This is a genomic window from Aureimonas sp. SA4125, assembly GCF_019973775.1.
Taxonomy (GTDB): domain Bacteria; phylum Pseudomonadota; class Alphaproteobacteria; order Rhizobiales; family Rhizobiaceae; genus Plantimonas.
Genome location: NZ_AP025032.1, coordinates 1227181 through 1246790 on the forward strand (window position 1 = coordinate 1227181; position 19610 = coordinate 1246790).

The following is a 19610-nucleotide window of genomic DNA, read 5'->3' on the forward strand; positions in this document are numbered from 1 at the left end:
TGCGATCATAGGCGCTGGATTCCCTGGCCCCGGACCACGATCTCCTTCTGTTGCAACTCGCGCTCGAGACCCTCGCGCCATGCGCGCCACCATCGGCAGGTACTGCGACAGGGGCAGGCGGAGCCGCGGTAGTGTCCGCGCTCGTGGTGGAAATTCCGACATTGAAAGGTGTGGCTGAGGCGGTCACCGGATAGGGCGGCTAAGGTGGAGTTGCGAGACTTCAACCTGACCGGAGAACCCGATGACCGAGGACAGACTACCGCTTGCCGAGCTTTTTGCGAAAGCCGGGGACGGCGATTTCCTGAGAACGATAGCCGAGAGCGTGATGCAGCTCCTTATGGAGGTCGACGTTGAAGGCATGATCGGCGCCGGGCGCCACGAACGGACGCAGGAACGGGCGACTTATCGCAATGGCTACCGCGACCGCTCGCTCGACACGCGGCTCGGCTCGTTGCAGCTTCGGATACCCAAGCTTCGGCAGGGCAGCTACTTCCCGCCGTTCCTGGAGCCGAGAAAGCTCTCGGAGAAGGCCTTGGTTGCCGTCATTCAGGAAGCTTGGATCAGCGGCGTTTCCACCCGGCGGGTCGACGATCTGGTACAGGCCATGGGGCTGTCGGGGATCGGCAAGAGCACCGTATCGAAGCTGTGCAAAGACATCGACGAACGCGTCGGCGGCTTCCTCGACCGTCCTCTCACTGGCGACTGGCCCTACCTCTGGCTGGATGCGACCTACCTGAAGCAGCGCGAGGGTGGACGCATCGTTTCGGTCGCCGCCATAATCGCCGTGGCCGTGAACACGGACGGCAAGCGCGAGATCGTCGGCCTTCACATCGGCCCCTCGGAAGCGGAGACGTTTTGGTCGAGCTTCCTCAAGAGCCTCGTGCGCCGCGGCCTGTCCGGCGTGAAGCTCGTGATCTCGGATGCTCACGAAGGGCTGAAAGCCGCCATTCGCCGGGTGTTCAGCGCCTCCTGGCAGCGCTGCCGGGTGCATTGGATGCGCAACGCCCTGTCGTATGTCCCGAAGGCGCAGCAGAGCATGGCGGCGGCCGCGCTGCGCCAAGCCTTCGCCCAGCCCGATCGTGCTAGCGCCAGCCAGGCGCTGCGCCACGTCGCCGACCAGCTTCGGGGAAAGTGTCCAAAGCTCGGGGCCTTCATCGACAACAGCGAGACCGACGTGCTGGCGCACATGGATTTTCCCAGTCAGCACCGGACCCGGATCCATTCGACGAATTCCCTGGAGCGCCTGAACAAGGAGGTGAAGCGGCGTGCCGACGTCGTCGGAATCTTCCCGAACGAGGGATCCATCATCCGGCTCATCGGCGCCGTCCTTCTCGAGGCCAACGACGAATGGCAGATCCAGAACCGCTACATGCAGACCGAACCCATGGCCGACCTCATGGCCATGGGCAACACTGCAAAACCCGAACAGATTTCCACCGAAGTCGCCTGAAACGGAGCCGCTTCAGCTACACTCAATTTCCACCACGTTGACGGACACGACCGGAGCCGCTCTGAACTTGTCCGAGGTGAGACGCTTGCGCGGCGGCGCTATCGTCTTCGACGAAGGACAGCCGGTTCGGCAATTCCATCTCCTCCTGTCCGGCAGCATTCGCTTTGTCCGGCTGACGGCCGATGGCAGCCAGATCATCGTCCTGCACATTCCACCGGGAGAGATGTTCGGTATCGGGACGGCCCTCGGGCAGATTACCCATCAGGTCACTGCGATCACGGCAGACGATTCCGTCGTCCTGTCGTGGCCCAACGCTCTCTGGCCGAAGTTCTCTGGTGCCTATCCCGGGTTTGTTGCCGAGACGCTCCGCATTTTCGGCAACCGGGCCGATGAGATGAGCGACCGGGTCGTCGAGCTGTCCACCAAGCCGGTAGAGCAGCGCGGGCTGCATGCATTTGGTCTCGACACTGGGGCCAGCAGAGCGCGGGACCGTCTGCCTTCGATGCGGACAGACCCGTTTGACAGTTAGGGGAAAGCCCGCCGCAACAGCCGGGGAATTTCCCGCCGCTTAGCTCAACAGCGGACCGTCGTGATCCAGATACGCCCTGTCGAAGTCGGCGATCACCACGAGGCGATCGAAATCGTGAAATGTGACCTGCCCCTGCTTGAAGGTGACCAAGTCGGCTTCCCTCAGTTGGCGCAGCACCCGGTTCACGTGGATCGCGCTGAGGCCCAAAGCGTCTGCCAGCATGTACTGTGAGAGCGGACAGGCATATCCGTCTGTCGTCCCCAGGCCCACGAGCTTCAGACGGGCGCCCAGTTCCAGCAGGAAGTGCGCAACCCGCTCGCGGGCGTCGCGCCGTCCGATCCCGACGAGATGCTCGACCACCATCGCTTCGTCCCGCGATGCCGCCCAGAGAACGGCGGTCGCGAGGCGCGGGGTCTGGCTGAATGTGTTCATGAGATCGCTGGCCAGAACCTCCGACGCCTCGACCTTGGTGACGGGCTCGATGTTGTGGTCGGCGGTCCGGAACAGCACCGATCGCAGGCCAAGGAAGTCGCCGGGGAGTTGGAAATCGACGATCTGGCGCGCGCCGCCCGACATGAGCTTGTAGGAGCATACCCAACCTGATGCCAAGATAAACGCGGACTGGTTCGTCTGCCCCTCGAACGCGATGTCCCGTCCGGCCGGGAAAGAGCGGCGACGGGTATGAAGTCCGGCGAGCACTCCCAGCTCTTCCTGCGACAGGGCGACGAATGCTTGGAGTTTGCGTGCAAGAGGGCTGTGATGAAAGTCCATCGGTCAGCTTCCTTGAGATTCGTCCAAGGGAAAAAGGAGCAGACGATGTTCGTTCCGAAAAAATATCCCCGCAGATGTGGTTGACGCTGATCTGCGTCAGCAAGTCCTGCCGTGAGCGTGAGATATAGGGGCCTCATCCGAGGGAGAAGGCGCCCGCCTTCTTAGAGATGTCGAACGAAGGCTGCCTCCATGATCCACGTCCCCGATGTGAACGGATCGGCGGCACTCGCGATCTGCGAGTCTCTGCTGCTGTCCCTGAACGACCGGAACATCCTGCCCGAGCGCGAGATCGTCGGGATCCTAAAGGACGCCGCTACGGCACATGCCGATGACCCGGGCACCGACGGCTTGGCCGATCACCACCGTGCCGTCGCTGCCTTGATCAACGCCATTCTCTCGGGCGGCAACTCCGTTCGACGCAGGTAGCCACATTACGCCGCGTGGCATGACCGCTTTGCGGCGGCCCCAAGGATCATCCCATCCCTTCATCTCACCAGAGGCCCGCGGGCCTGCGACCCGTTCCTTCCAGAAGGGCCACTGAGCCTATGGAGCATCGACCGATGTCACGTGAATTCAAGAACGTCCTTGTCGTCCTGGCGCCCCAGGAAGAGACGGTTGAGTGCCCGACCCCGGCGCTGAAGATGGGACTGGCCTTGGCCCGGGAGGCGAACGCCTTCGTTACGGTCAGCTTCATGTCCCCCCAGCCGGCTTGGGTCCCCCTCAGCCTCTTCTCCGATGCCCCGGCCGACATGATCGCGACCGAACGCAAGCGGCTCGACACCTTGGCGGAGACGTGCCTGGCCGCCGCCGTGACGGCTGCCGACGCTGCCGACATTCAGTCGAGCACGGAATTCCTCTCCCTCGACTTCCTTGCCTTGATGGGGCGGGCGCCGCGACTGGCCCAGTTGCAGGACGTCCTCGTGATGGACGCGAGAAGCGCCGTCCTGCGCGAGTATCCGGAGATCGTCGAGGGCATGCTGTTCCGAAGCGGACGGCCAGTCGTCCTCGTGCCTGAAGGCTGGACCCGCGGCGTTCCCCGGACCGTCTCGATCGCGTGGGACGGGAGCCTTCAGGCGACGCATGCCGTCGCCGAGGCGCTGCCGATCCTACAGGGCGCCGACGAAGTCCATGTGGTCACGGTGACGGGCGAGAAGGATCTCGGCAACGAGACGCCGAGCGACCGGCTGGCGATCTACCTCGACCGCCATGGCGTGCGGGTGCGTGAGAATGCCCTGACCACGCGGAGCGGGAGTGTCGCCGACACACTCCGCGAGCACGTCGCGGCCAGCGGCTCGGACATGCTGGTGATGGGCGCGTACGCCCATTCGCGCATTCGGGAGGCCATCCTCGGCGGGGTCACCCGCTCGCTCCTCGGCGCGAGCCCGGTGCCCCTGTTCCTGAGCCACTGAGCGACGGGACCGAGTTGGCGCCAGCCGATCCCCCACGCGATCGGGCCCATGTAACATCAGGACCGCGACACCGAATGCACAACCTCATCGAGGCCGACCTTAGCGAAGCGTCTCCGGTATTTCGGGACCCGCGCTTCCATGCTCGAGGATCTGACGAGGTCCTTCAAGCGGTCGGAAGCCGTCTCGCAGGGCTGACGGCAGCCGAGGCGGCTGCGAGGCTCGAGACCCATGGACCGAACAAACTTCCGGACGCCGCCCGCGTCCATCCGGTCCTCCGCTGTTGATTTCCACCCGGAACTGACCCGGGACAGCGCCTGATTTCCACTGAGATTTGACCCATGTGACCTTTCCCCGAGCGCGGCGAGCGAGGGGACAATGGAGTGATCTACATGGGACTTTTGAACGTCATCCGCCGCTTGGCTTTGCGAGAGAAGCTACCGATCCGAGAGATAGCCAGGCGGACCGGGCTCTCGCGGAACACCATCAAGAAGTATCTGAAGGCCGGCACGATCGAGCCGAAGTTCTCGGTGCCGGAGCGGCCGAGCAAGCTCGACCCGTTCTCCGACAAGCTTGCAGCCTGGCTGAAGGCCGAAGCATCAAAGTCACGTAAGCAGCGCCGGCCTTTGACGCACTTGCATGCAGATCTCGTCGCTCTCGGGTTCACCGGTTCCTACAACCGTGTGGCCGCGTTCGCCCGCGAATGGCTTGCGGAGCGGCAGCGCGAGCAGCAAACGACAGGGCGCGGCATCTTCGTTCCCCTGTCTTTCCGCCCCGGCGAAGCCTTCCAGTTCGACTGGAGCGAGGACCATGCGGTGATCGGCGGCGACCGCACCAGGCTTCAGGTCGCGCATATCAAGCTGGCGCACAGCCGAGTGTTCCTCGTCCGTGCCTATCTGCTCCAGACCCACGAGATGCTGTTTGACGCTCATTGGCACGCCTTCCGCGTCTTCGGCGGCGTGCCTGAGCGCGGCATCTACGACAACATGAGAACGGCGGTAGACCGCGTCGGACGCGGCAAGGAACGCCAGATCAACCTGCGTTTCCTCGCCATGACAAACCACTATGTCTTCAAGCCGGAGTTCTGCAATCCGGCCTCTGGTTGGGAGAAAGGGCAAGTCGAGAAGAACGTGCAGGATGCGCGGCCGCGTCTGTGGCAGCCGATGCCGAACTTTCCCGATCTCGCCACGCTGAATGCCTGGCTCGAGCAGCGTTGTCTGGAGCTCTGGCGGGAGATCCCACATGGCCGTCTTGCCGGGACCGTCGCCGATGTCTGGGCCGAAGAGCAGCCCACCTTGATGTCGCTACCGCCTGCCTTCGACGGGTTCGTCGAGCAGAGCAAGCGCGTCTCGCCTACTTGCCTGATCAGCTTCGAACGCAACCGCTACAGCGTGCCGGCTTCTTTTGCGAACAGGCCCGTCAGCCTCCGTGTCTACCCGGATCGTCTGGTCATTGCGGCCGAGGGGCAAATCTTGTGCGAGCATGAACGGCGGATCGAGCGATCGCATCATCTGCCGCCGCGAACGATCTACGACTGGCATCATTATCTGGCGGTGATCCAGCGCAAGCCCGGCGCGCTGCGCAACGGTGCTCCTTTCGCTGAACTGCCGTCAGGCTTCCGGCGATTGCAGGATCAGATGTTGCGACGGCCCGGTGGCGATCGCGAGATGGTCGATATCCTTGCCCTGGTCCTGCACCATGATGAGCAGGCGGTGCTGGCCGCAGTGGAGCTGGCACTGTCAGAGGGGGTCGCCACCAAGACCCACGTGCTCAACATCCTGCACCGTCTGATCGACGGAAAGACGATCGACGGCCCGGCCATCGACACGCCGCAAACGCTGCTGCTGCGCCGAGAGCCCAAGGCCAATGTCGAGCGCTACGACGATTTGCGCGCCCGCAGGAGTGGAGGCCGCCATGCGTCATGATCCCGCCAGCGGCGCCGTCGTCATCATGCTGCGCAGCCTCAAGATGTATGGCATGGCCCAGGCCGTCACCGACCTGATTGAGCAAGGCGCGCCTGCCTTCGAAGCCGCCGTGCCGATCCTGACGCAGCTCCTCAAGGCCGAGATGGCGGAACGCGAGGTGCGCTCGATCGCCTATCACATGAAGGCAGCACGCTTCCCGGCCTACAAGGATCTGGCGGGCTTCGACTTCTCAGCCAGCGAGATCAACGAGGCCACGGTGCGCCAGCTCCATCGCTGCGAGTTCATCGAAGGAATGGAGAATGTCGTGCTGATCGGCGGGCCGGGCACGGGCAAAACCCATGTCGCGACCGCCCTTGGCGTTCAGGCCGTCGAGCATTATCGCCGGAAAGTTCGGTTCTTCTCGACCATCGAACTCGTCAACATGCTCGAACAGGAGAAAGCCAAGGGCAAAGCCGGCCAACTGGCCGAGACCCTCGTCCGTCTCGATCTCGTGATCCTGGACGAGCTTGGATACCTGCCATTCAGTGCCTCAGGCGGTGCGCTGCTCTTCCACCTGCTGAGCAAGCTCTACGAGCGCACCAGCGTCGTCATCACGACCAATCTGAGCTTCAGCGAATGGGCCACCGTCTTCGGCGATGCCAAGATGACCACCGCGCTGCTCGATCGCCTCACACATCGTTGCCACATCCTGGAGACTGGAAATGACAGCTTCCGCTTCAGAGCCAGCACCGACGCCGCCACCCGCAAGAGGAAGGAAAGCGCACATGCCTTGACCCACACATGACCCACTCAGCATAACTCAGAGCCGGGTCAATTCTCGATGGAAAACCCGGGTCAGTTCCGGGTGGAAATCAACACCCGTAGACAATGGAAAGCTGCTCGGCCGCCTCCTCCTCGCTCTTCCCCCGCACGACGAGTTCGTAGATGGCGGAAGCCAGTCCCGAGCGATCCGATCCCCCGAGACAATGGACCAGGACGGGTCCGGGTTGCTCCCGAAGAACCTGGGCGATCTCGACCATGGTCGTCATTTCCGGAACCGAGCGGGCGGAAATGGCGATCGCCCTGTACTGAATGCCGTTGCCCTCTGCGATCGATGTCTCCTCGGCGTACCACCGCTTGCCGGGATGTGCGCCTCGAAGATTAAGGATCGTGCGAATGCCCCTTCGATCGATCAATGCCTGGAGCGTCTCGCCGTCCAGCTGCCCCGACCGGAAGAACGAGCCCGTCTGCACCTCGTGGACATTGCCATTGGCATACAGGAGGCCCGCATAGCCGATCGGTGGCGAGAGGATCACCAAGGCGGCAAGCAGGGTCATCCGCAGGCGGGAGAGAAGGGGAGACATGGCAGGCTTTCGGACGATGACGGTCCGATCCTGATACCTGCGCGCCCCCTCCGGCTCATGTCCGGGTCGTTACCGATCGCCAATGTTGCGAGCGCCATGGGCCGCGTCCTGTCCGGAAAGAAGGACGATGTGGTGTCGCCGCCGGCCGGGGTGATCCGCCACGGTCGATTGCTCGCTTGACGGGGAAGCGACACGTGAAGGGTGGGGAGGCGGCTTCCACGAGGCCCGACAGCCAAGGTGCCGCGGGGAATATTGGTCAGGGCGTCTTCGCCCTGAGGGTGGGACTTGGACTGCACGACCAATCGTGTCGCACGACCAATCGTGTCGGTTGGGCCGTTGCTTTTGCCGCGTCCGTGGCGATGATTAGGACTTTGATCGCATTTCAGCCGTAGTTTCGGGGCGTCGTTACCTGATACCGACACAAGAGGTATGCGTATCCGCATGTCGTTCGTCCTGAACAAGATCGCTTCGCTGCTCGCGACCCTCGTGGTCGTCGGCATCGCGCTGTTTTGTTCATCGGCGGCCCAGGCGCATACCAACCACGGTGTCGAAACGGCCGAAGCGCCCGCCCGCCAGGTTGCCGCTTCCGTCGACCGCCCCGAGAACGCGTCCGGCGGCGATGCCACCGAAGCGTTGGCTTTTGTCCCCGTCGAGGACGGCACCGTCGGTGACCATCGCGTTGTCGGCTCCTCGTGCTGCGGCACGGGCGTGTCGAACTGCATGGCGGCGACCGTGGGGGCCTTGGCCGGATCGCTTCCGGCACCTCCCTCGGCAACGCATGACCGAGTGCCCGAGCCCGGCGCGCTGGACGGCGTGGTCCTCGACGGCATGATCAGGCCTCCCAAAGCCCTCGTCTGACACCTTGTCGGACGCGTTCGCGCGTCCCGGGCGATGTTCCAGACCTTGGGCTATCCTGATGATCCTTCCTATCCTGACCGCGGCCGCGTTTGCCGTCCTGTCGCTGGCGTCGCCCGTCCGCGCCCACGAGGGGCACGACCACGGGGCGCCTCCGCCGGCCGTCTCCGCGCAGACCGCTCCCCGCGCCGAAGCACAGAGCACGCTCTTCGAACTGGTGGCGGTCGCGCGGGGGGCTTCGCTGGAGATGCACCTCGACCGCTTCGACACCAACGAACCCGTTGTCGGCGCGACGATCGAGGTCGAGACCCCTGCCGGTCCCGCGACCGCGGTCGTCGACGGCGACGTCTACCGCCTCGACGCAGCGTGGGCACAAGAGCCGGGGTCCTACGACCTCATCGCGACCGTCACCAGCGGGACGGATATCGACTTCCTGACGGCGACCCTGACCATCCCCGAGCCTGCCGCGCCGATCGTGGCCGCGAGCTCCGGCTGGCTGGTCGGGTCCGCGCTCGCGACCGAAATGCAAGAAGCCCTCTCCGTCGACCTCAGGGACAGGCTGTCGCGCAACGATCCCGCTCTCCTGGCGGTCGGCGCCATCGGCTTCGCGCTCGGCCTTCTCGCCATGGCGATGTTCCGGCGCAAGGCCATCGTCGCCGTCGGCGCAGCGGCGGGGCTTGTGCTCCTCTTCGGCGGCTCGATCGCGGTCGCGCAGGAGCTGAGCGGAGCCTCCGGGGTCGCCGTCCGCGACGTCGCGCAGCGGCTTCCCGATGGATCCGTCTTCGTGCCCAAGCCGTCGCAGCGAATTCTTGCGATCCGAACGCTGATGACAGTCGCCTCCGAGCATCGCCGCAGCGTCGAGATGCCGGGGCGGGTGATCCCCGATCCCAATGCCAGCGGCTACGTCCAGGCCTCGATCGCCGGCCGGCTCTCGCCGCCGCCGGGTGGCTTCCCCCGGCTCGGCGCCAGGGTCGAGGCCGGGGACGTCCTCGCCTTCGTCACCTCGCCGATCCAGACGATCGACCAGTCCGACCTTCGCCAGCGTCTCAGCGAACTCGATCAGGCGATCTCGATCGCCGAGCAGCGGGTGCGCCGATCGGAGACGCTGGTGAAGAGCGGGACGGTGGCCCAGACGACGCTCGACGAGACACGCATCGAGCTGGAGGGTCTTCGCGACCGCCGGCTGGCGATCGAGCAGGTGCAGGTGAAGCCGGAACCGCTCGTCGCCCCCGTCTCCGGGGTGGTGGCGGCCTCCAGCGCGATCGTCGGCCAGATGGCCGAGAGCAATGCCGTCGTCTTCCACATCGTCGATCCGGCGAGGCTCTGGGTCGAGGCGCTGGCCTATGGCAGCTCGGGATCCTTCCGTGCGGCCTCGGCCGAGGGCGAGGACGGCAGGTCGCTGTCCCTGAAGTTCGAAGGCTCCGGCTTTGCCGACACGTCGCAGGCGCTTCCCGTCCACTTCAGTGTCGAGGGAGAGACGAGGGGGTTGCGGCCCGGCCAGATGCTGACGGTGCTGGGTGAGACGGAAGCGGCCGAGACGGGCATTGCCTTGCCGCGGACAAGCGTCCTGCGCGGGTCGAACGGCCAGGACATCGTCTACATCCATTCCGGTGCCGAACGCTTCGAGCCGAAGGAAGTGCGCGTGCTGCCGCTCGACGGGGAGCAGGTTCTCGTCGCCGCCGGAATCGAGGCGGGCAACCGGGTCGTCACCGCGGGCGCCGAGCTCCTCAACCAGATCCGTTGAGGCGCTGCGATGTTCACCTTCCTCGTCACGCAATCCCTGCGCAACCGCATGCTGGTCCTCGCCATCGCGGCGGTGCTCGTCGTCTATGGCGCCTTCGTCTCGATGGGCCTGCCCGTCGACGTCTTCCCCGACCTCAACAGACCGACCGTCACGATCATGACAGAGGCGGAGGGGCTCGCCCCGCCCGAGGTCGAGCAGCTCGTCACCTATCCGCTCGAGACGCAGATGAACGGTCTGCCCGGCGTTTCCCGGGTGCGCTCCGTCTCCGGCGTCGGCCTCTCCATCGTCTATGTCGAGTTCGACTGGGACACCGACATCTACCTCAACCGCCAGCAGATCGCCGAGAAGCTGGCGCTCGTTCGCAGCCAGCTTCCCCCCGGGGTCTCGCCGCAGATGGGCCCGATCTCCTCGATCATGGGGCAGGTCATGCTCGTCGCAATGACGGCGCCTGACGAAGTCTCGCCGATGGCGCTGCGCGAGGCGGCGGACGCGCTGGTCAGGCCGCGGCTCCTCGCCGTTCCCGGCGTCGCCCAGGTCATCCCGATCGGCGGCGAGGTGCGCCAGTACCGGATCGCGCCGAACCCGGCCTCACTGCGGGCGCTCGGCGTCACGATGGAACAGGTCGAGGGCGCGCTCGCCTCGTTCGGCGCCAATACCGGTGGCGGGTTCACCGACCAGTATTCCCGCGAGTTCCTGATCCGCAACATCGGCCGCAGCCTCAGCCTCGACGACCTGCGCAGCCTCGTCGTCGCGACGGTCGGCACGCGGCCCATCCTCCTCGACCAGGTCGCGGAAGTGTCCTTCGGCGCCCGGCAGAAGCGCGGCGAGGCGGGCTTCATGGGCCGCTCCGCGGTCATCGTCTCGATCGAGAAGCAGCCCGACGTCGACACCGTCGTCCTCACCCGCCAGCTCGAGGCAGCGCTTGGCGAGGTCAGCGCCTCGCTTCCGGACGGCATTCGCGCCGATCAGGTTCTCTTCCGGCAGGCGGACTTCATCGAGACCTCGATCCGGAACGTCGAGACGGTATTGCTGGAAGCCATCGTCGTGGTGGCGATCGTCCTCTTCGCCTTTCTCCTCAACGTGCGCACCACCGTCATCTCGCTGACGGCAATCCCGGTCTCGATCCTCGCCACCGGCATCGTCTTCCACCTGATGGGCCTGTCCATCAACACGATGACGCTCGGGGGCCTCGCCATCGCCATCGGCGAACTCGTCGACGACGCGGTGGTGGACGTCGAGAACATCTTCCGGCGGCTGCGCGAGAACCGGGAGCTCGGCAATCCGCGCTCGGTCTTCGACGTCGTCGTCGGCGCTTCGCAGGAGGTCCGCTCGGGCATCGTCTACGCCACCATCATCATCGTCCTGGTCTTCGTGCCGCTCTTTGCTCTGACGGGCATCGAGGGCCGCCTTTTCGCGCCGCTGGGACAAGCCTACATCGTCTCGATCCTCGCCAGCCTCGTCGTCTCGATCACGCTGACGCCCGTGATGGCCTACTACCTCCTGCCCAGCCTGAAACGCCTCGACGAGCACGAGAGCTTCATCGTGCGCTGGCTGAAGCGCGGCAACCGTGTTTTCCTCGACCAGGCCTTCCGCTGGCCGAAGATGCTGATGGGGCTCGCCGCCATCGGCGTCGTCGTCTCGGCAGTCGCGGCCACCGCCCTGCCGCGCGCCTTCCTGCCGCCCTTCAACGAGGGCACGCTGACGATCAGCATGGCCTTCAACCCCGGCATTTCGCTGGCCGAATCCCATCGGGTCGGCCTGATCGCGGAAACCCTCATCATGGAGGTGCCCGAGGTCAGCGTCGTCGGGCGCCGGACGGGCCGGGCCGAGCTCGACGAGCATGCGGAAGGGGTCCACTCCTCCGAGATCGAGGTCGATCTCGATGCGGGCAGGCCGAAGACGGCAATCGAGGCGGACATCCGCTCGCGCCTCTCCGTTCTTCCGGTCTCGATCAACATCGGCCAGCCGATCTCGCACCGCCTCGACCACATGCTATCGGGCGTGCGCGCCCAGATCGCGCTGAAGGTTTTTGGCGAGGATCTCGACACCTTGCGTTCGGTCGCCGAGAGCCTGCGGGCCCGGCTCGCCACGGTCCCCGGCGTGGTCGATCTCCAGGTCGAGAAGCAGGTCCGCATTCCCCAGCTCGAGATCAGCATCGACTATGCCCGCGCCGCGCTGTTCGGCATCCAGCCGGCGAAGATCACCGAGGAGCTGGAGCAGCTTTCGAACGGGCGGGTCGTCTCCCGCCTCGTCGACGGCAACCGCACCTATGACGTCGTGCTGCGCCTCGGTGATGCCGAGCGGACGACGCAGGCGCTCGGGGATCTCCTGATCGAGACGCCGGCGGGCTGGGTGCCCGTGCGCCAGCTCGCCGATGTCCGCGAGACCGACGGTCCGAACCAGATCCTTCGGGAGAACGGCCAGCGGCGTGTCGTCGTGCTCGCCAACGCCTCGGGCGATGCGGACATGACCGAGGTGATCGAGCAGATCCGTGCGGAGATCGCGGCAGCGCAACTTCCGCCCGGCTTCTCCACCAGCCTCGAGGGCACCTTCCAGGCACAGGAAGAAGCGAGCCGCACCATCGGGCTGCTCTCGCTGGTGTCTCTCGCGATGATCTTCGCGATCCTCTACAGCCGCTACCGCTCGGCGGTGTTCACGCTGATCATCCTCGGCAGCATCCCGCTCGCCCTGATCGGCTCCGTCGAAGCGCTGTGGATCTCGGGACAGCCGCTGTCGGTCGCCTCGATGATCGGCTTCATTACCCTCACCGGCATCGCGGCCCGCAACGGCATCCTGAAGATCAGCCACATCATCAACCTGTCGATCCACGAGGGGATGCCCTTCGGGCGCGACCTCGTGATGCGCGGCAGTCTGGAGCGGCTGACGCCGGTGCTGATGACCGCGTTGTCGGCGGGCGTGGCGCTGGTGCCGCTGATGATCGACGCCTCGGCGCCGGGCAAGGAGATCCTGCATCCCGTCGCGGTCACGATCTTCGGCGGGCTCGTGTCCTCGACGCTGCTCGACACCTTCCTGACCCCCGTCCTCTTCCTGCGCTACGGCGAGAAGCCGCTGAAGCGCCTGGTGGACGCCGCCCGTGCGGCAAGGTCCACCTCGGTCGACACCTCGCCCGCAGGCGCGATCGAGACTCATTCGTTCTGACAACCCACCGGAGTTCGATCCCATGAAGCAGTTTCGCAGTCTCATCATCGCCGCTGCCCTCGTCGTCTCGGCGACCGCGCATGCCCACGAACCCCGCAAGGGCCCGAACGGCGGGACGCTCGTGGATGCCGGGGTCCACCATGTCGAGCTCGTCGCCGCGGGAAGCGAGGTGAAGGTCTATGTCAGCGACGTCGCCGACGCGCCGCTGCCCAGCGACGGCTTCACGGGCATGGCCATCCTTCTCATCGACGGCAAGCCGACCCGCGTGCCGCTCGCCTCGACCGGCGCGTTCCTGTCCGGACCGCTGGCGACGCCGTCGGAGGGCCCCGTGAAGGGAGCCGTCCAACTCACCGGGCCCGACGGCAAGACCTCGCAGGCCAAGTTCAACTGATCGCCCGGGACGGCGTGCTGTCGTCCCGGGTTTTCGAGACCAACCGGCCCGAGGGCCATCCAAGGAGAACCACCATGAACAAGACACTCATCATCGCGGCCATGCTCGCCACGCTCCCCCTGGCCGCGCAGGCCCAGGACGGGCACGCCGGGCATTCCATGTCGGGAGCGGGCATGTCGCACGGCCAGGCCGAGCTTCCGGCCGCCTGCAATGCGGCCGCCGGTGACATGGACATGTCGCAGATGATGGCGGGCATGCAGGGGATGATGTCCGGCATGGACGACGTCCAGAAGGCCAACCACGATGCCATGATGGCGATGCACGGACCGATGATGAAGGCGTCCATGATCAAGGACCCGGATCTGGCCTTCAACTGCGGGATGATCGCCCATCACCAGGGCGCCATCACCATGAGCGAGATCGAGCTGAAGATGGGCAAGGACGAGGAGTCCAAGAAGATGGCGCAGATGATCATCGACGCCCAGAAGAAGGAGATCGAGGAGATGACCGCGCGCGTCGAGGCGCTCGCGAAGTAGGCACCGCCGGACGGGAAGGGGGGCGGCGGGTTTGCCGCCCCCCGAATGCCATAACCGTGGACGGCTTGGGCCGGGCCCGCATGACGATGAAGGAAGACACAGCATGATGTCCAAGCGAACGACGTTCCTTGCCGGGGCACTCGCGCTCCTCTCCACGGCCGCGCTGGCGGCCGAGACCGTCGAGGTGTTTTCGACGTCTGGATGCGGCTGCTGCATCGGATGGATGAAGCACCTCGAGGAAGCCGGGTTCGAGGTCTCGAACGATAACCTCGCCATGGCCGATCTTCACGCCAAGAAGACGGGCGCCGGACTGAAGCCGGGCCAGACCTCCTGCCACACGGCATTCGTCGGCGGCTATGTCGTCGAGGGCCACGTCCCGGCGGCCGAGGTGAAGCGCCTGCTCGCCGAAATGCCGGACGCGATCGGCCTCGCCGTGCCCGACATGCCGGTGGGCAGCCCCGGGATGGGCGAGAGCGACGAGCCATACGAGGTGCTTCTGGTGGGGCGCGACGGGAATTCGACGGTATACGCGCGATATCCGAGATAACGGCGCTTCCCGGGGGCGCCGCACATCCTCGCTCGCTCTGATGGTTCATTCGCACGGCCCGCTCGCGGGCTTCCGGGGAAAACCAGTTCGTCGTTCCTGCTCGTCATGGCTCCGGTCGCGCAAGGGTTGGAGCCTTCGGCAGAACCGGGCATCCCCGGTGTGTTCGGGGGAAGCCGGCCTTCTGCGCGATTGGCACCCCACCAACTTCGCCTTCTTTATCATGTGGATAGGTTCGCACACGTTCCCTCGCGCACCATCAGCGTGCAACCGGGGAAAGGGCCACATCATGGACAGCAGTCGAAAGAATGAAGGTGGTCGGGCGTTCAACCGCGGCATCGAGCGGGATCGCTGCCCACATGCGCCAGGTTCCGTCCCGTTCAAGGAGTGGGTCGAGGGATGGAAGCATCAGAAGGCGGAGTTTGAGAAGAGGCTCGAGCAAGAGCGTGATGCGCTGCAGATGGCGAAGGCGAGCTGAGCTCACTTTTCCGTAGACGTTGCCATTCGCCCGGATTTCAGTCGGGGACTTGCCCGTCAAAGCTCCGGACAGGCGGTCCCGTTGGTCATCGTCATCCGATCACCGACCCAGCCTTTCCCAAACGCTGCCGAAACCTCACCGACGGCCCACCCTGCGGACGGCTCAGGCTGGTGCACGGATCCGGCACATCCCGGCCCTCGGGCCGATCCTTTTCGCAGAGCCCCGCGCCCGCCTCCGGCATTTCAGCCGCCCGGTCGATGAACACAGCCGCTTTACACCCTTCTCGAAGGCCATGATGGCCGTCACCCGCGCTGCGGCGACGGGGAGGGCGAGAACTGCGATGGGAGGCTTCAGGGTGTTCACCCCTTATCGGGCGAGCGGCACCGCGTTCGAACGTCCGCGTCTGGCCTTCGGCAATCTCCCGTAGCCAAGGCCGTTCACGCATCCGGAGCCGTCTGCTGCTCCCCGCAGGGAGGCGTGGCGGTCATGGATCGCCGTCACGGCCGCCGTCCCCCGGTGATGGTCAGCCCGGAGGCGAGCGAGACGTCTGTCATCGGCCCAAGGTCCATCTCATCCGTAAAGCAAGGTTTTGATGCAAAAGGCGGCGGTTTGCTTCATCAATTCGACGGGTAATGTCGATATTTCTCCTGTGACAAAATACAGGAGATCCACCAATGAACAGTATGGCGATTTCGCTTTCCGGCATGCTGGCAAGTACCGCACGGCTCGATGTGGCTGCGTCCAACATCGCCAACGCCCGCACGCGGGGCCCTGTCCCTGAGACTCCCGCGTCGGAACCGCTTGCGCCGGCTCGGTTCGGCGACCGCCCGCAGGTCTATCAGGCTGTCGAGGCCGTGCAACGAAGTGTCGGTACCGGCATGGGCGCAAGCGTGATCCCGGTACCCACGGTTCCTTCCTATTTGGAGGAGTACGATCCGTCTTCAGTCTATGCGAATGCCAAAGGAATGGTCGCCGCTCCAAATGTCAGCGATCTCCGCGAAACCGTCGGCCTGGTCGAGGCCGTTCATGCCTACAAGATGAATCTCAGCGCATTCAGGGCGGCCGATGAGATGATGGAGAGCCTCTTCGCCCTTGCCGACTGAAGACTCCCGTCTGCACGCCGTTCGCGGTCGTCAACGGTCAGGGTCCGGAGGCGAACGCCCAGGACTTCCGGGCGCCAGGAAAGCGTGACCGGATGCGCCGCCGCGCTCCGAGCGGTGACGCGATGTCGAGACCGCCCGCAGACGGATGTGGACCGAATGTCTCGTGAAAGTGGTGCAACCGCTTTCGAGCGCAGCGACGCCGCGGTCGGGAGCGGACGCCGAAGTGTGCCGAAATCCCTCTGACACTGGGAGAACTCCGCATCAGGATTCGTGCCCTCGGACTGGCAACTGTCTGCACCCGCTCCACATTTGTCCTGGGGTGACAACCATGCTCGTCGAGCGGCAGAGAATCAGGTCAGAAGGAAGCAGGACGATGGACAGCAGTGCGAAAAGGGTCGTCCTCGTCGTGGACGACGAGCCGCTCGTGCGCATGAACGCTGTCGACATGTTCGAGGATCTGGGGTTTGAAGTCGTCGAGGCGGCGGATGGGGCGGCCGCGCTCGTCATTCTGGAGGCTCGGCCTGACGTGTCCCTGCTCTTCACCGACTGCCGCATGCCCGGCATAAGCGGACCCGAACTCGCCAAGATCGCCTCGCAGCGATGGCCCGATCTGCGCATTGTCCTCGTGTCGGGATACGTCAACCTGGATCAGGTCGAGTGGCCTCTGGTCGGCAAGCCGTACGACACCGAGACGATCGAGAGGATCGCGAGAGCATGATCCCGAGAGGTGGGTTCCGGCTTTCGGAAAGGATCATGCAAGGACAAGGATCTAAGGCGGCTCGGCGATTCGACGAAAAGCCGTCCCGCTTTAGGACATCCTGACCGCTATGGTCGTTCGAGGACGCTCCTCACCTTCGACAGCAACTCGTCCAGTGTGAAGGGCTTCGGCAGGAGATCCACGCCCGCGTCGAGCACGCCGTTGTGAACGATGGCGTTTCGCGTGTAGCCCGTGGTGAAGACCACCTTCAGATGGGGAAACCGCTTCAAGGCTTCGTCCGCCAGCTGCCGCCCGTCCACCTCGGGCATGACGATGTCTGTGAAGAGGAGGTCGACGTTTCGATGCAGATCGAGCAGCCGTAGCGCCTCGACCGCCCCGTTGGCTTCCAGCGTGCGGTAGCCGATCTCTTCAAAGGCGTCGAGCGTCATCCGCCGGACGTTGTCGTCGTCCTCCACCACGAGCACGATCTGGGTCGTGTCCTCCAGCGTCGCCAGGATTTCGTCGCTCCAACCGGCCGCGGTCTCCTCACCAAAATACCTTGGCAGGTAAATCTTGACGGTCGTGCCCCGACCCGGCTCCGAGTAGATCTTGATGTGTCCCCCGGACTGCTTCACGAAGCCGTAAACCTGGCTGAGGCCAAGGCCCGTTCCCTTGCCGATCTCCTTGGTGGTGAAGAAGGGATCGAACGCCTTCTCGATCACCTCTGCGGTCATGCCGGTTCCGCTGTCTGACACGGCGATGAGCACGTACTGGCCCGGCGTCAGGCCGATGTTGCCGGCGGCATAACGATCGTCGAGATGGGCGTTCTGTGTCTCGATCGTCAGCCTGCCGCCCTCCGGCATCGCGTCCCGCGCATTGACCGCAAGGTTGAGCATCGCGTTCTCAAGCTGGTTCACATCGACCAGGCAGCGCCACAGCCCGCCCCCGACCACCGTTTCCAGCCGTATCTTGCCGGTGAGGGTATGTCGAAGGAGGTCCGCCATGCCGGAGAGCAGGCCGTTGGCGTCGACGGGGACGGGGCTCAGGGATTGCTGGCGCGAGAAAGCCAGCAGTCTCTGCGTCAGCGTTGCCGCCCGCTTGGCACCCTCCATGGCGCTCTCGATGTGGCGGCGGGCGCGCGGATCGGAATCATCTGTTCGGCGCATCAGGAGGTCGAGCGAACCGATGACGACAGCCAGCATGTTGTTGAAGTCGTGCGCGATGCCGCCCGTGAGCTGACCCACGGCCTCCATCTTTTGTGACTGCCGCAGCGCCTCCTGCGCAATCGCCAGTTCTGCCTGCGCCTCGATTTCGGCGGTCACGTTGCGGCCGGTGGCGAAGATCACCCCATTCTCCGGCGCCGCGACCCAGGAGATCCACCGCACGCCACCTTCCTTGTGACGATAGCGGACGATTGTCGTGTCCAGCGATTCTTCGGTCGCGATCGCCAACGCCTCGGCCGTCTTTTCGAGGTCATCGGGAACAATGAAGTCGAAGACGAGCCGCCCGATCATGTCCTCGGGCTGCCACCCCAGAATCCGCGTCATGGCCGGATTGATAGCCCGGAAGTTGCCTTCGACGTCGATGACGACCGAGATGTCCTGCGAGTTTTCCCAGAGCCGGTTGCGTTCGCGCGTCCGCTCCTTGACTTCACGCTCCAGCGTCTCCCGGGCGGCGCTGAGCTCCGACAGGGCTACCCTCTGTTCGTTGATGTCGGTGTTCGTCCCGATCCAGCGCATGCCGCCGTCGTGACCGGGGACCGGCTCGGCCCTGACGACGTGCCAACGGAACGTGCCGTCGGCACGACGTATCCTGAATTCGGTTTCGTAGGGCGCCGACTGCTCGATGGCCTGGCGCCACGCCGCGCCTGCCGGCTCCCGGTCGTCCGCATGGACGATCTGCGTCCAGCCGCATCCGAGGAGGTCGGCTTCCGTCAGTCCGCAATAGGCGTAGACCTTGTCGTTGAACCAATCGAGCAGTCCGTCGGCTGTCGCCGTCCACACGTGGTTCGGCACGGCCTGTGCCAGCGTGCGGAACTGCGCCTCGCGTGCCCGCAGCGCCGCCTCGCTCTTCCGGAGCCGCCGTTCGGAATGAACCTGCCCGGTGATTTCGTTGCAGGCGCAGAAGAAGCCTTCGATGACGCCGCCGATACCCCGTACCGGCGTGTAGGAAAACGCGAAGAACGTCTCCTCTAAATATCCCTTCCGCTCCATCATCAGCCGGATCGCGTCCATGTGGACGGGCTCTCCGTGATAGGCGGACTGGACGATGGGAGCGAGATCGTCGGCGATCTCTGCCCAGACGTCGAGGAAAGGCTGGCCGAGCGCCGCCGGATGCTTGTTGGCGAGGATCTCCGCGTAGCCGTCGTTGTAGATGAGCGTCTGGTGTGGCCCCCAGACGACGAACATGGGCTGGTTCGCGCCGAGCATGATGCTGACCAGCGTCTTCAAAGACTGCGGCCAGAACTTCGCCGCACCCAGAGGGCTGGCAATCCAGTCGCGCTCGCGAATCTGAGCCGCCATCTCGCTCGACCCGGCCAGAAAGCTTTGCATGCCTATTCCCCGATATGATCGTTCTGTTGCGATAACGAAGAGACTCGTCGGGCGGAAGACCCCAGGGATGTCAAACGCGCGGGGTGAGGACATGATTGGATAGATGCCTTTGGATCAATCCGCACGT

At 64.9% G+C, this 19610-nt stretch carries 19 protein-coding genes; 16 read left to right on the forward strand and 3 right to left on the reverse strand.

Annotated features, from left to right (window positions below):
- Nucleotides 1–241 precede the first annotated feature (241 nt).
- Both Sa4125_RS05615 and Sa4125_RS05620 read left to right on the forward strand, forming a co-directional pair.
- A complete protein-coding gene (locus tag Sa4125_RS05615) occupies nt 242–1450 on the forward strand; it encodes an IS256 family transposase (RefSeq protein WP_223998301.1) in 1209 nt (402 codons plus the stop codon).
- Between the two features lie 37 nt (nt 1451–1487).
- Entirely contained in the window at nt 1488–1979 is a 492-nt protein-coding gene (locus Sa4125_RS05620; protein WP_224004613.1) for a Crp/Fnr family transcriptional regulator, read from the forward strand.
- A 39-nt stretch (nt 1980–2018) separates the two neighbouring features.
- Here Sa4125_RS05620 and Sa4125_RS05625 read toward each other — a convergent pair whose 3' ends face one another.
- On the reverse strand, nt 2019–2750 hold the full coding sequence (locus Sa4125_RS05625; RefSeq protein ID WP_224004615.1) for a Crp/Fnr family transcriptional regulator: 732 nt from the start codon (nt 2748–2750) through the stop codon (nt 2019–2021).
- A gap of 189 nt (nt 2751–2939) precedes the next feature.
- On the opposite strand from Sa4125_RS05625, the gene Sa4125_RS05630 reads away from it, so the two are divergent.
- The 5 genes from Sa4125_RS05630 (at nt 2940) to istB (ending at nt 6865) form a co-directional block, all read left to right on the forward strand.
- Nucleotides 2940–3176: a hypothetical protein gene (locus tag Sa4125_RS05630; RefSeq protein ID WP_224004617.1), complete on the forward strand. Its 237-nt coding sequence runs from the start codon at nt 2940–2942 to the stop codon at nt 3174–3176.
- 134 nt (nt 3177–3310) lie between these two features.
- Nucleotides 3311–4159 (forward strand): universal stress protein, encoded by an 849-nt coding sequence (locus Sa4125_RS05635; RefSeq protein WP_224004619.1) that lies wholly within the window; start codon nt 3311–3313, stop codon nt 4157–4159.
- A gap of 74 nt (nt 4160–4233) precedes the next feature.
- Nucleotides 4234–4443, forward strand: coding sequence for a cation-transporting P-type ATPase (locus Sa4125_RS05640; RefSeq protein ID WP_224004621.1), 210 nt, complete (start codon nt 4234–4236; stop codon nt 4441–4443).
- A gap of 105 nt (nt 4444–4548) precedes the next feature.
- Nucleotides 4549–6081 carry an IS21 family transposase gene (istA, locus tag Sa4125_RS05645; RefSeq protein ID WP_223998973.1) on the forward strand — a complete coding sequence of 511 codons (1533 nt, stop codon included), beginning with the start codon at nt 4549–4551 and terminating at the stop codon, nt 6079–6081.
- Nucleotides 6071–6865 carry an IS21-like element helper ATPase IstB gene (gene istB / locus Sa4125_RS05650; RefSeq protein WP_223998982.1) on the forward strand — a complete coding sequence of 265 codons (795 nt, stop codon included), beginning with the start codon at nt 6071–6073 and terminating at the stop codon, nt 6863–6865. The genes istA and istB overlap by 11 nt, the downstream gene beginning before the upstream one ends.
- A 67-nt stretch (nt 6866–6932) precedes the next feature.
- On the opposite strand, the gene Sa4125_RS05655 is transcribed toward istB, so the two are convergent.
- Nucleotides 6933–7424 (reverse strand): tyrosine-protein phosphatase, encoded by a 492-nt coding sequence (locus Sa4125_RS05655; protein ID WP_224004623.1) that lies wholly within the window; start codon nt 7422–7424, stop codon nt 6933–6935.
- Between the two features lie 429 nt (nt 7425–7853).
- Between Sa4125_RS05655 and Sa4125_RS05660 the strand changes: the two genes are divergently transcribed.
- The 9 genes from Sa4125_RS05660 (at nt 7854) to Sa4125_RS05700 (ending at nt 16952) form a co-directional block, all read left to right on the forward strand.
- Entirely contained in the window at nt 7854–8282 is a 429-nt protein-coding gene (locus tag Sa4125_RS05660; protein WP_224004625.1) for a hypothetical protein, read from the forward strand.
- Between the two features lie 58 nt (nt 8283–8340).
- Entirely contained in the window at nt 8341–10023 is a 1683-nt protein-coding gene (locus Sa4125_RS05665; RefSeq protein WP_224004628.1) for an efflux RND transporter periplasmic adaptor subunit, read from the forward strand.
- A 9-nt stretch (nt 10024–10032) separates the two neighbouring features.
- On the forward strand, nt 10033–13182 hold the full coding sequence (locus Sa4125_RS05670; RefSeq protein ID WP_224004632.1) for an efflux RND transporter permease subunit: 3150 nt from the start codon (nt 10033–10035) through the stop codon (nt 13180–13182).
- Nucleotides 13183–13204: 22 nt separating this feature from the next.
- Complete coding sequence (locus tag Sa4125_RS05675) at nt 13205–13573, forward strand: hypothetical protein (protein ID WP_224004635.1); 369 nt, start codon at nt 13205–13207, stop codon at nt 13571–13573.
- Between the two features lie 74 nt (nt 13574–13647).
- Nucleotides 13648–14109, forward strand: a complete 462-nt coding sequence (locus tag Sa4125_RS05680) for a DUF305 domain-containing protein (RefSeq protein ID WP_224004638.1) — start codon at nt 13648–13650, stop codon at nt 14107–14109.
- A 103-nt stretch (nt 14110–14212) separates the two neighbouring features.
- Nucleotides 14213–14656, forward strand: a complete 444-nt coding sequence (locus tag Sa4125_RS05685) for a DUF411 domain-containing protein (RefSeq protein ID WP_224004641.1) — start codon at nt 14213–14215, stop codon at nt 14654–14656.
- A 286-nt stretch (nt 14657–14942) separates the two neighbouring features.
- Nucleotides 14943–15131, forward strand: a complete 189-nt coding sequence (locus Sa4125_RS05690; protein ID WP_224004645.1) for a hypothetical protein — start codon at nt 14943–14945, stop codon at nt 15129–15131.
- Between the two features lie 674 nt (nt 15132–15805).
- On the forward strand, nt 15806–16234 hold the full coding sequence (locus Sa4125_RS05695; protein ID WP_224004648.1) for a flagellar basal body rod C-terminal domain-containing protein: 429 nt from the start codon (nt 15806–15808) through the stop codon (nt 16232–16234).
- Between the two features lie 328 nt (nt 16235–16562).
- Nucleotides 16563–16952, forward strand: coding sequence for a response regulator (locus Sa4125_RS05700; protein WP_224004651.1), 390 nt, complete (start codon nt 16563–16565; stop codon nt 16950–16952).
- Nucleotides 16953–17059: 107 nt separating this feature from the next.
- On the opposite strand, the gene Sa4125_RS05705 is transcribed toward Sa4125_RS05700, so the two are convergent.
- Nucleotides 17060–19483 carry a hybrid sensor histidine kinase/response regulator gene (locus Sa4125_RS05705; RefSeq protein WP_224004654.1) on the reverse strand — a complete coding sequence of 808 codons (2424 nt, stop codon included), beginning with the start codon at nt 19481–19483 and terminating at the stop codon, nt 17060–17062.
- Between the last annotated feature and the right edge of the window lie 127 nt (nt 19484–19610).

Bases quoted from the DNA above. Each gene is read 5' to 3' on its own strand.
- Sa4125_RS05635 (WP_224004619.1), top strand. From the start codon at position 3,311: ATGTCACGTGAATTCAAGAACGTCCTTGTCGTCCTGGCGCCCCAGGAA.
- istB (WP_223998982.1), top strand. From the start codon at position 6,071: ATGCGTCATGATCCCGCCAGCGGCGCCGTCGTCATCATGCTGCGCAGC.
- Sa4125_RS05655 (WP_224004623.1), bottom strand. From the start codon at position 7,424: ATGTCTCCCCTTCTCTCCCGCCTGCGGATGACCCTGCTTGCCGCCTTG.
- istA (WP_223998973.1), top strand. From the start codon at position 4,549: ATGGGACTTTTGAACGTCATCCGCCGCTTGGCTTTGCGAGAGAAGCTA.
- Sa4125_RS05615 (WP_223998301.1), top strand. From the start codon at position 242: ATGACCGAGGACAGACTACCGCTTGCCGAGCTTTTTGCGAAAGCCGGG.
- Sa4125_RS05670 (WP_224004632.1), top strand. From the start codon at position 10,033: ATGTTCACCTTCCTCGTCACGCAATCCCTGCGCAACCGCATGCTGGTC.
- Sa4125_RS05700 (WP_224004651.1), top strand. From the start codon at position 16,563: ATGCTCGTCGAGCGGCAGAGAATCAGGTCAGAAGGAAGCAGGACGATG.
- Sa4125_RS05640 (WP_224004621.1), top strand. From the start codon at position 4,234: ATGCACAACCTCATCGAGGCCGACCTTAGCGAAGCGTCTCCGGTATTT.
- Sa4125_RS05660 (WP_224004625.1), top strand. From the start codon at position 7,854: ATGCGTATCCGCATGTCGTTCGTCCTGAACAAGATCGCTTCGCTGCTC.
- Sa4125_RS05665 (WP_224004628.1), top strand. From the start codon at position 8,341: ATGATCCTTCCTATCCTGACCGCGGCCGCGTTTGCCGTCCTGTCGCTG.
- Sa4125_RS05685 (WP_224004641.1), top strand. From the start codon at position 14,213: ATGATGTCCAAGCGAACGACGTTCCTTGCCGGGGCACTCGCGCTCCTC.
- Sa4125_RS05675 (WP_224004635.1), top strand. From the start codon at position 13,205: ATGAAGCAGTTTCGCAGTCTCATCATCGCCGCTGCCCTCGTCGTCTCG.
- Sa4125_RS05705 (WP_224004654.1), bottom strand. From the start codon at position 19,483: ATGCAAAGCTTTCTGGCCGGGTCGAGCGAGATGGCGGCTCAGATTCGC.
- Sa4125_RS05625 (WP_224004615.1), bottom strand. From the start codon at position 2,750: ATGGACTTTCATCACAGCCCTCTTGCACGCAAACTCCAAGCATTCGTC.
- Sa4125_RS05695 (WP_224004648.1), top strand. From the start codon at position 15,806: ATGAACAGTATGGCGATTTCGCTTTCCGGCATGCTGGCAAGTACCGCA.
- Sa4125_RS05690 (WP_224004645.1), top strand. From the start codon at position 14,943: ATGGACAGCAGTCGAAAGAATGAAGGTGGTCGGGCGTTCAACCGCGGC.
- Sa4125_RS05630 (WP_224004617.1), top strand. From the start codon at position 2,940: ATGATCCACGTCCCCGATGTGAACGGATCGGCGGCACTCGCGATCTGC.
- Sa4125_RS05680 (WP_224004638.1), top strand. From the start codon at position 13,648: ATGAACAAGACACTCATCATCGCGGCCATGCTCGCCACGCTCCCCCTG.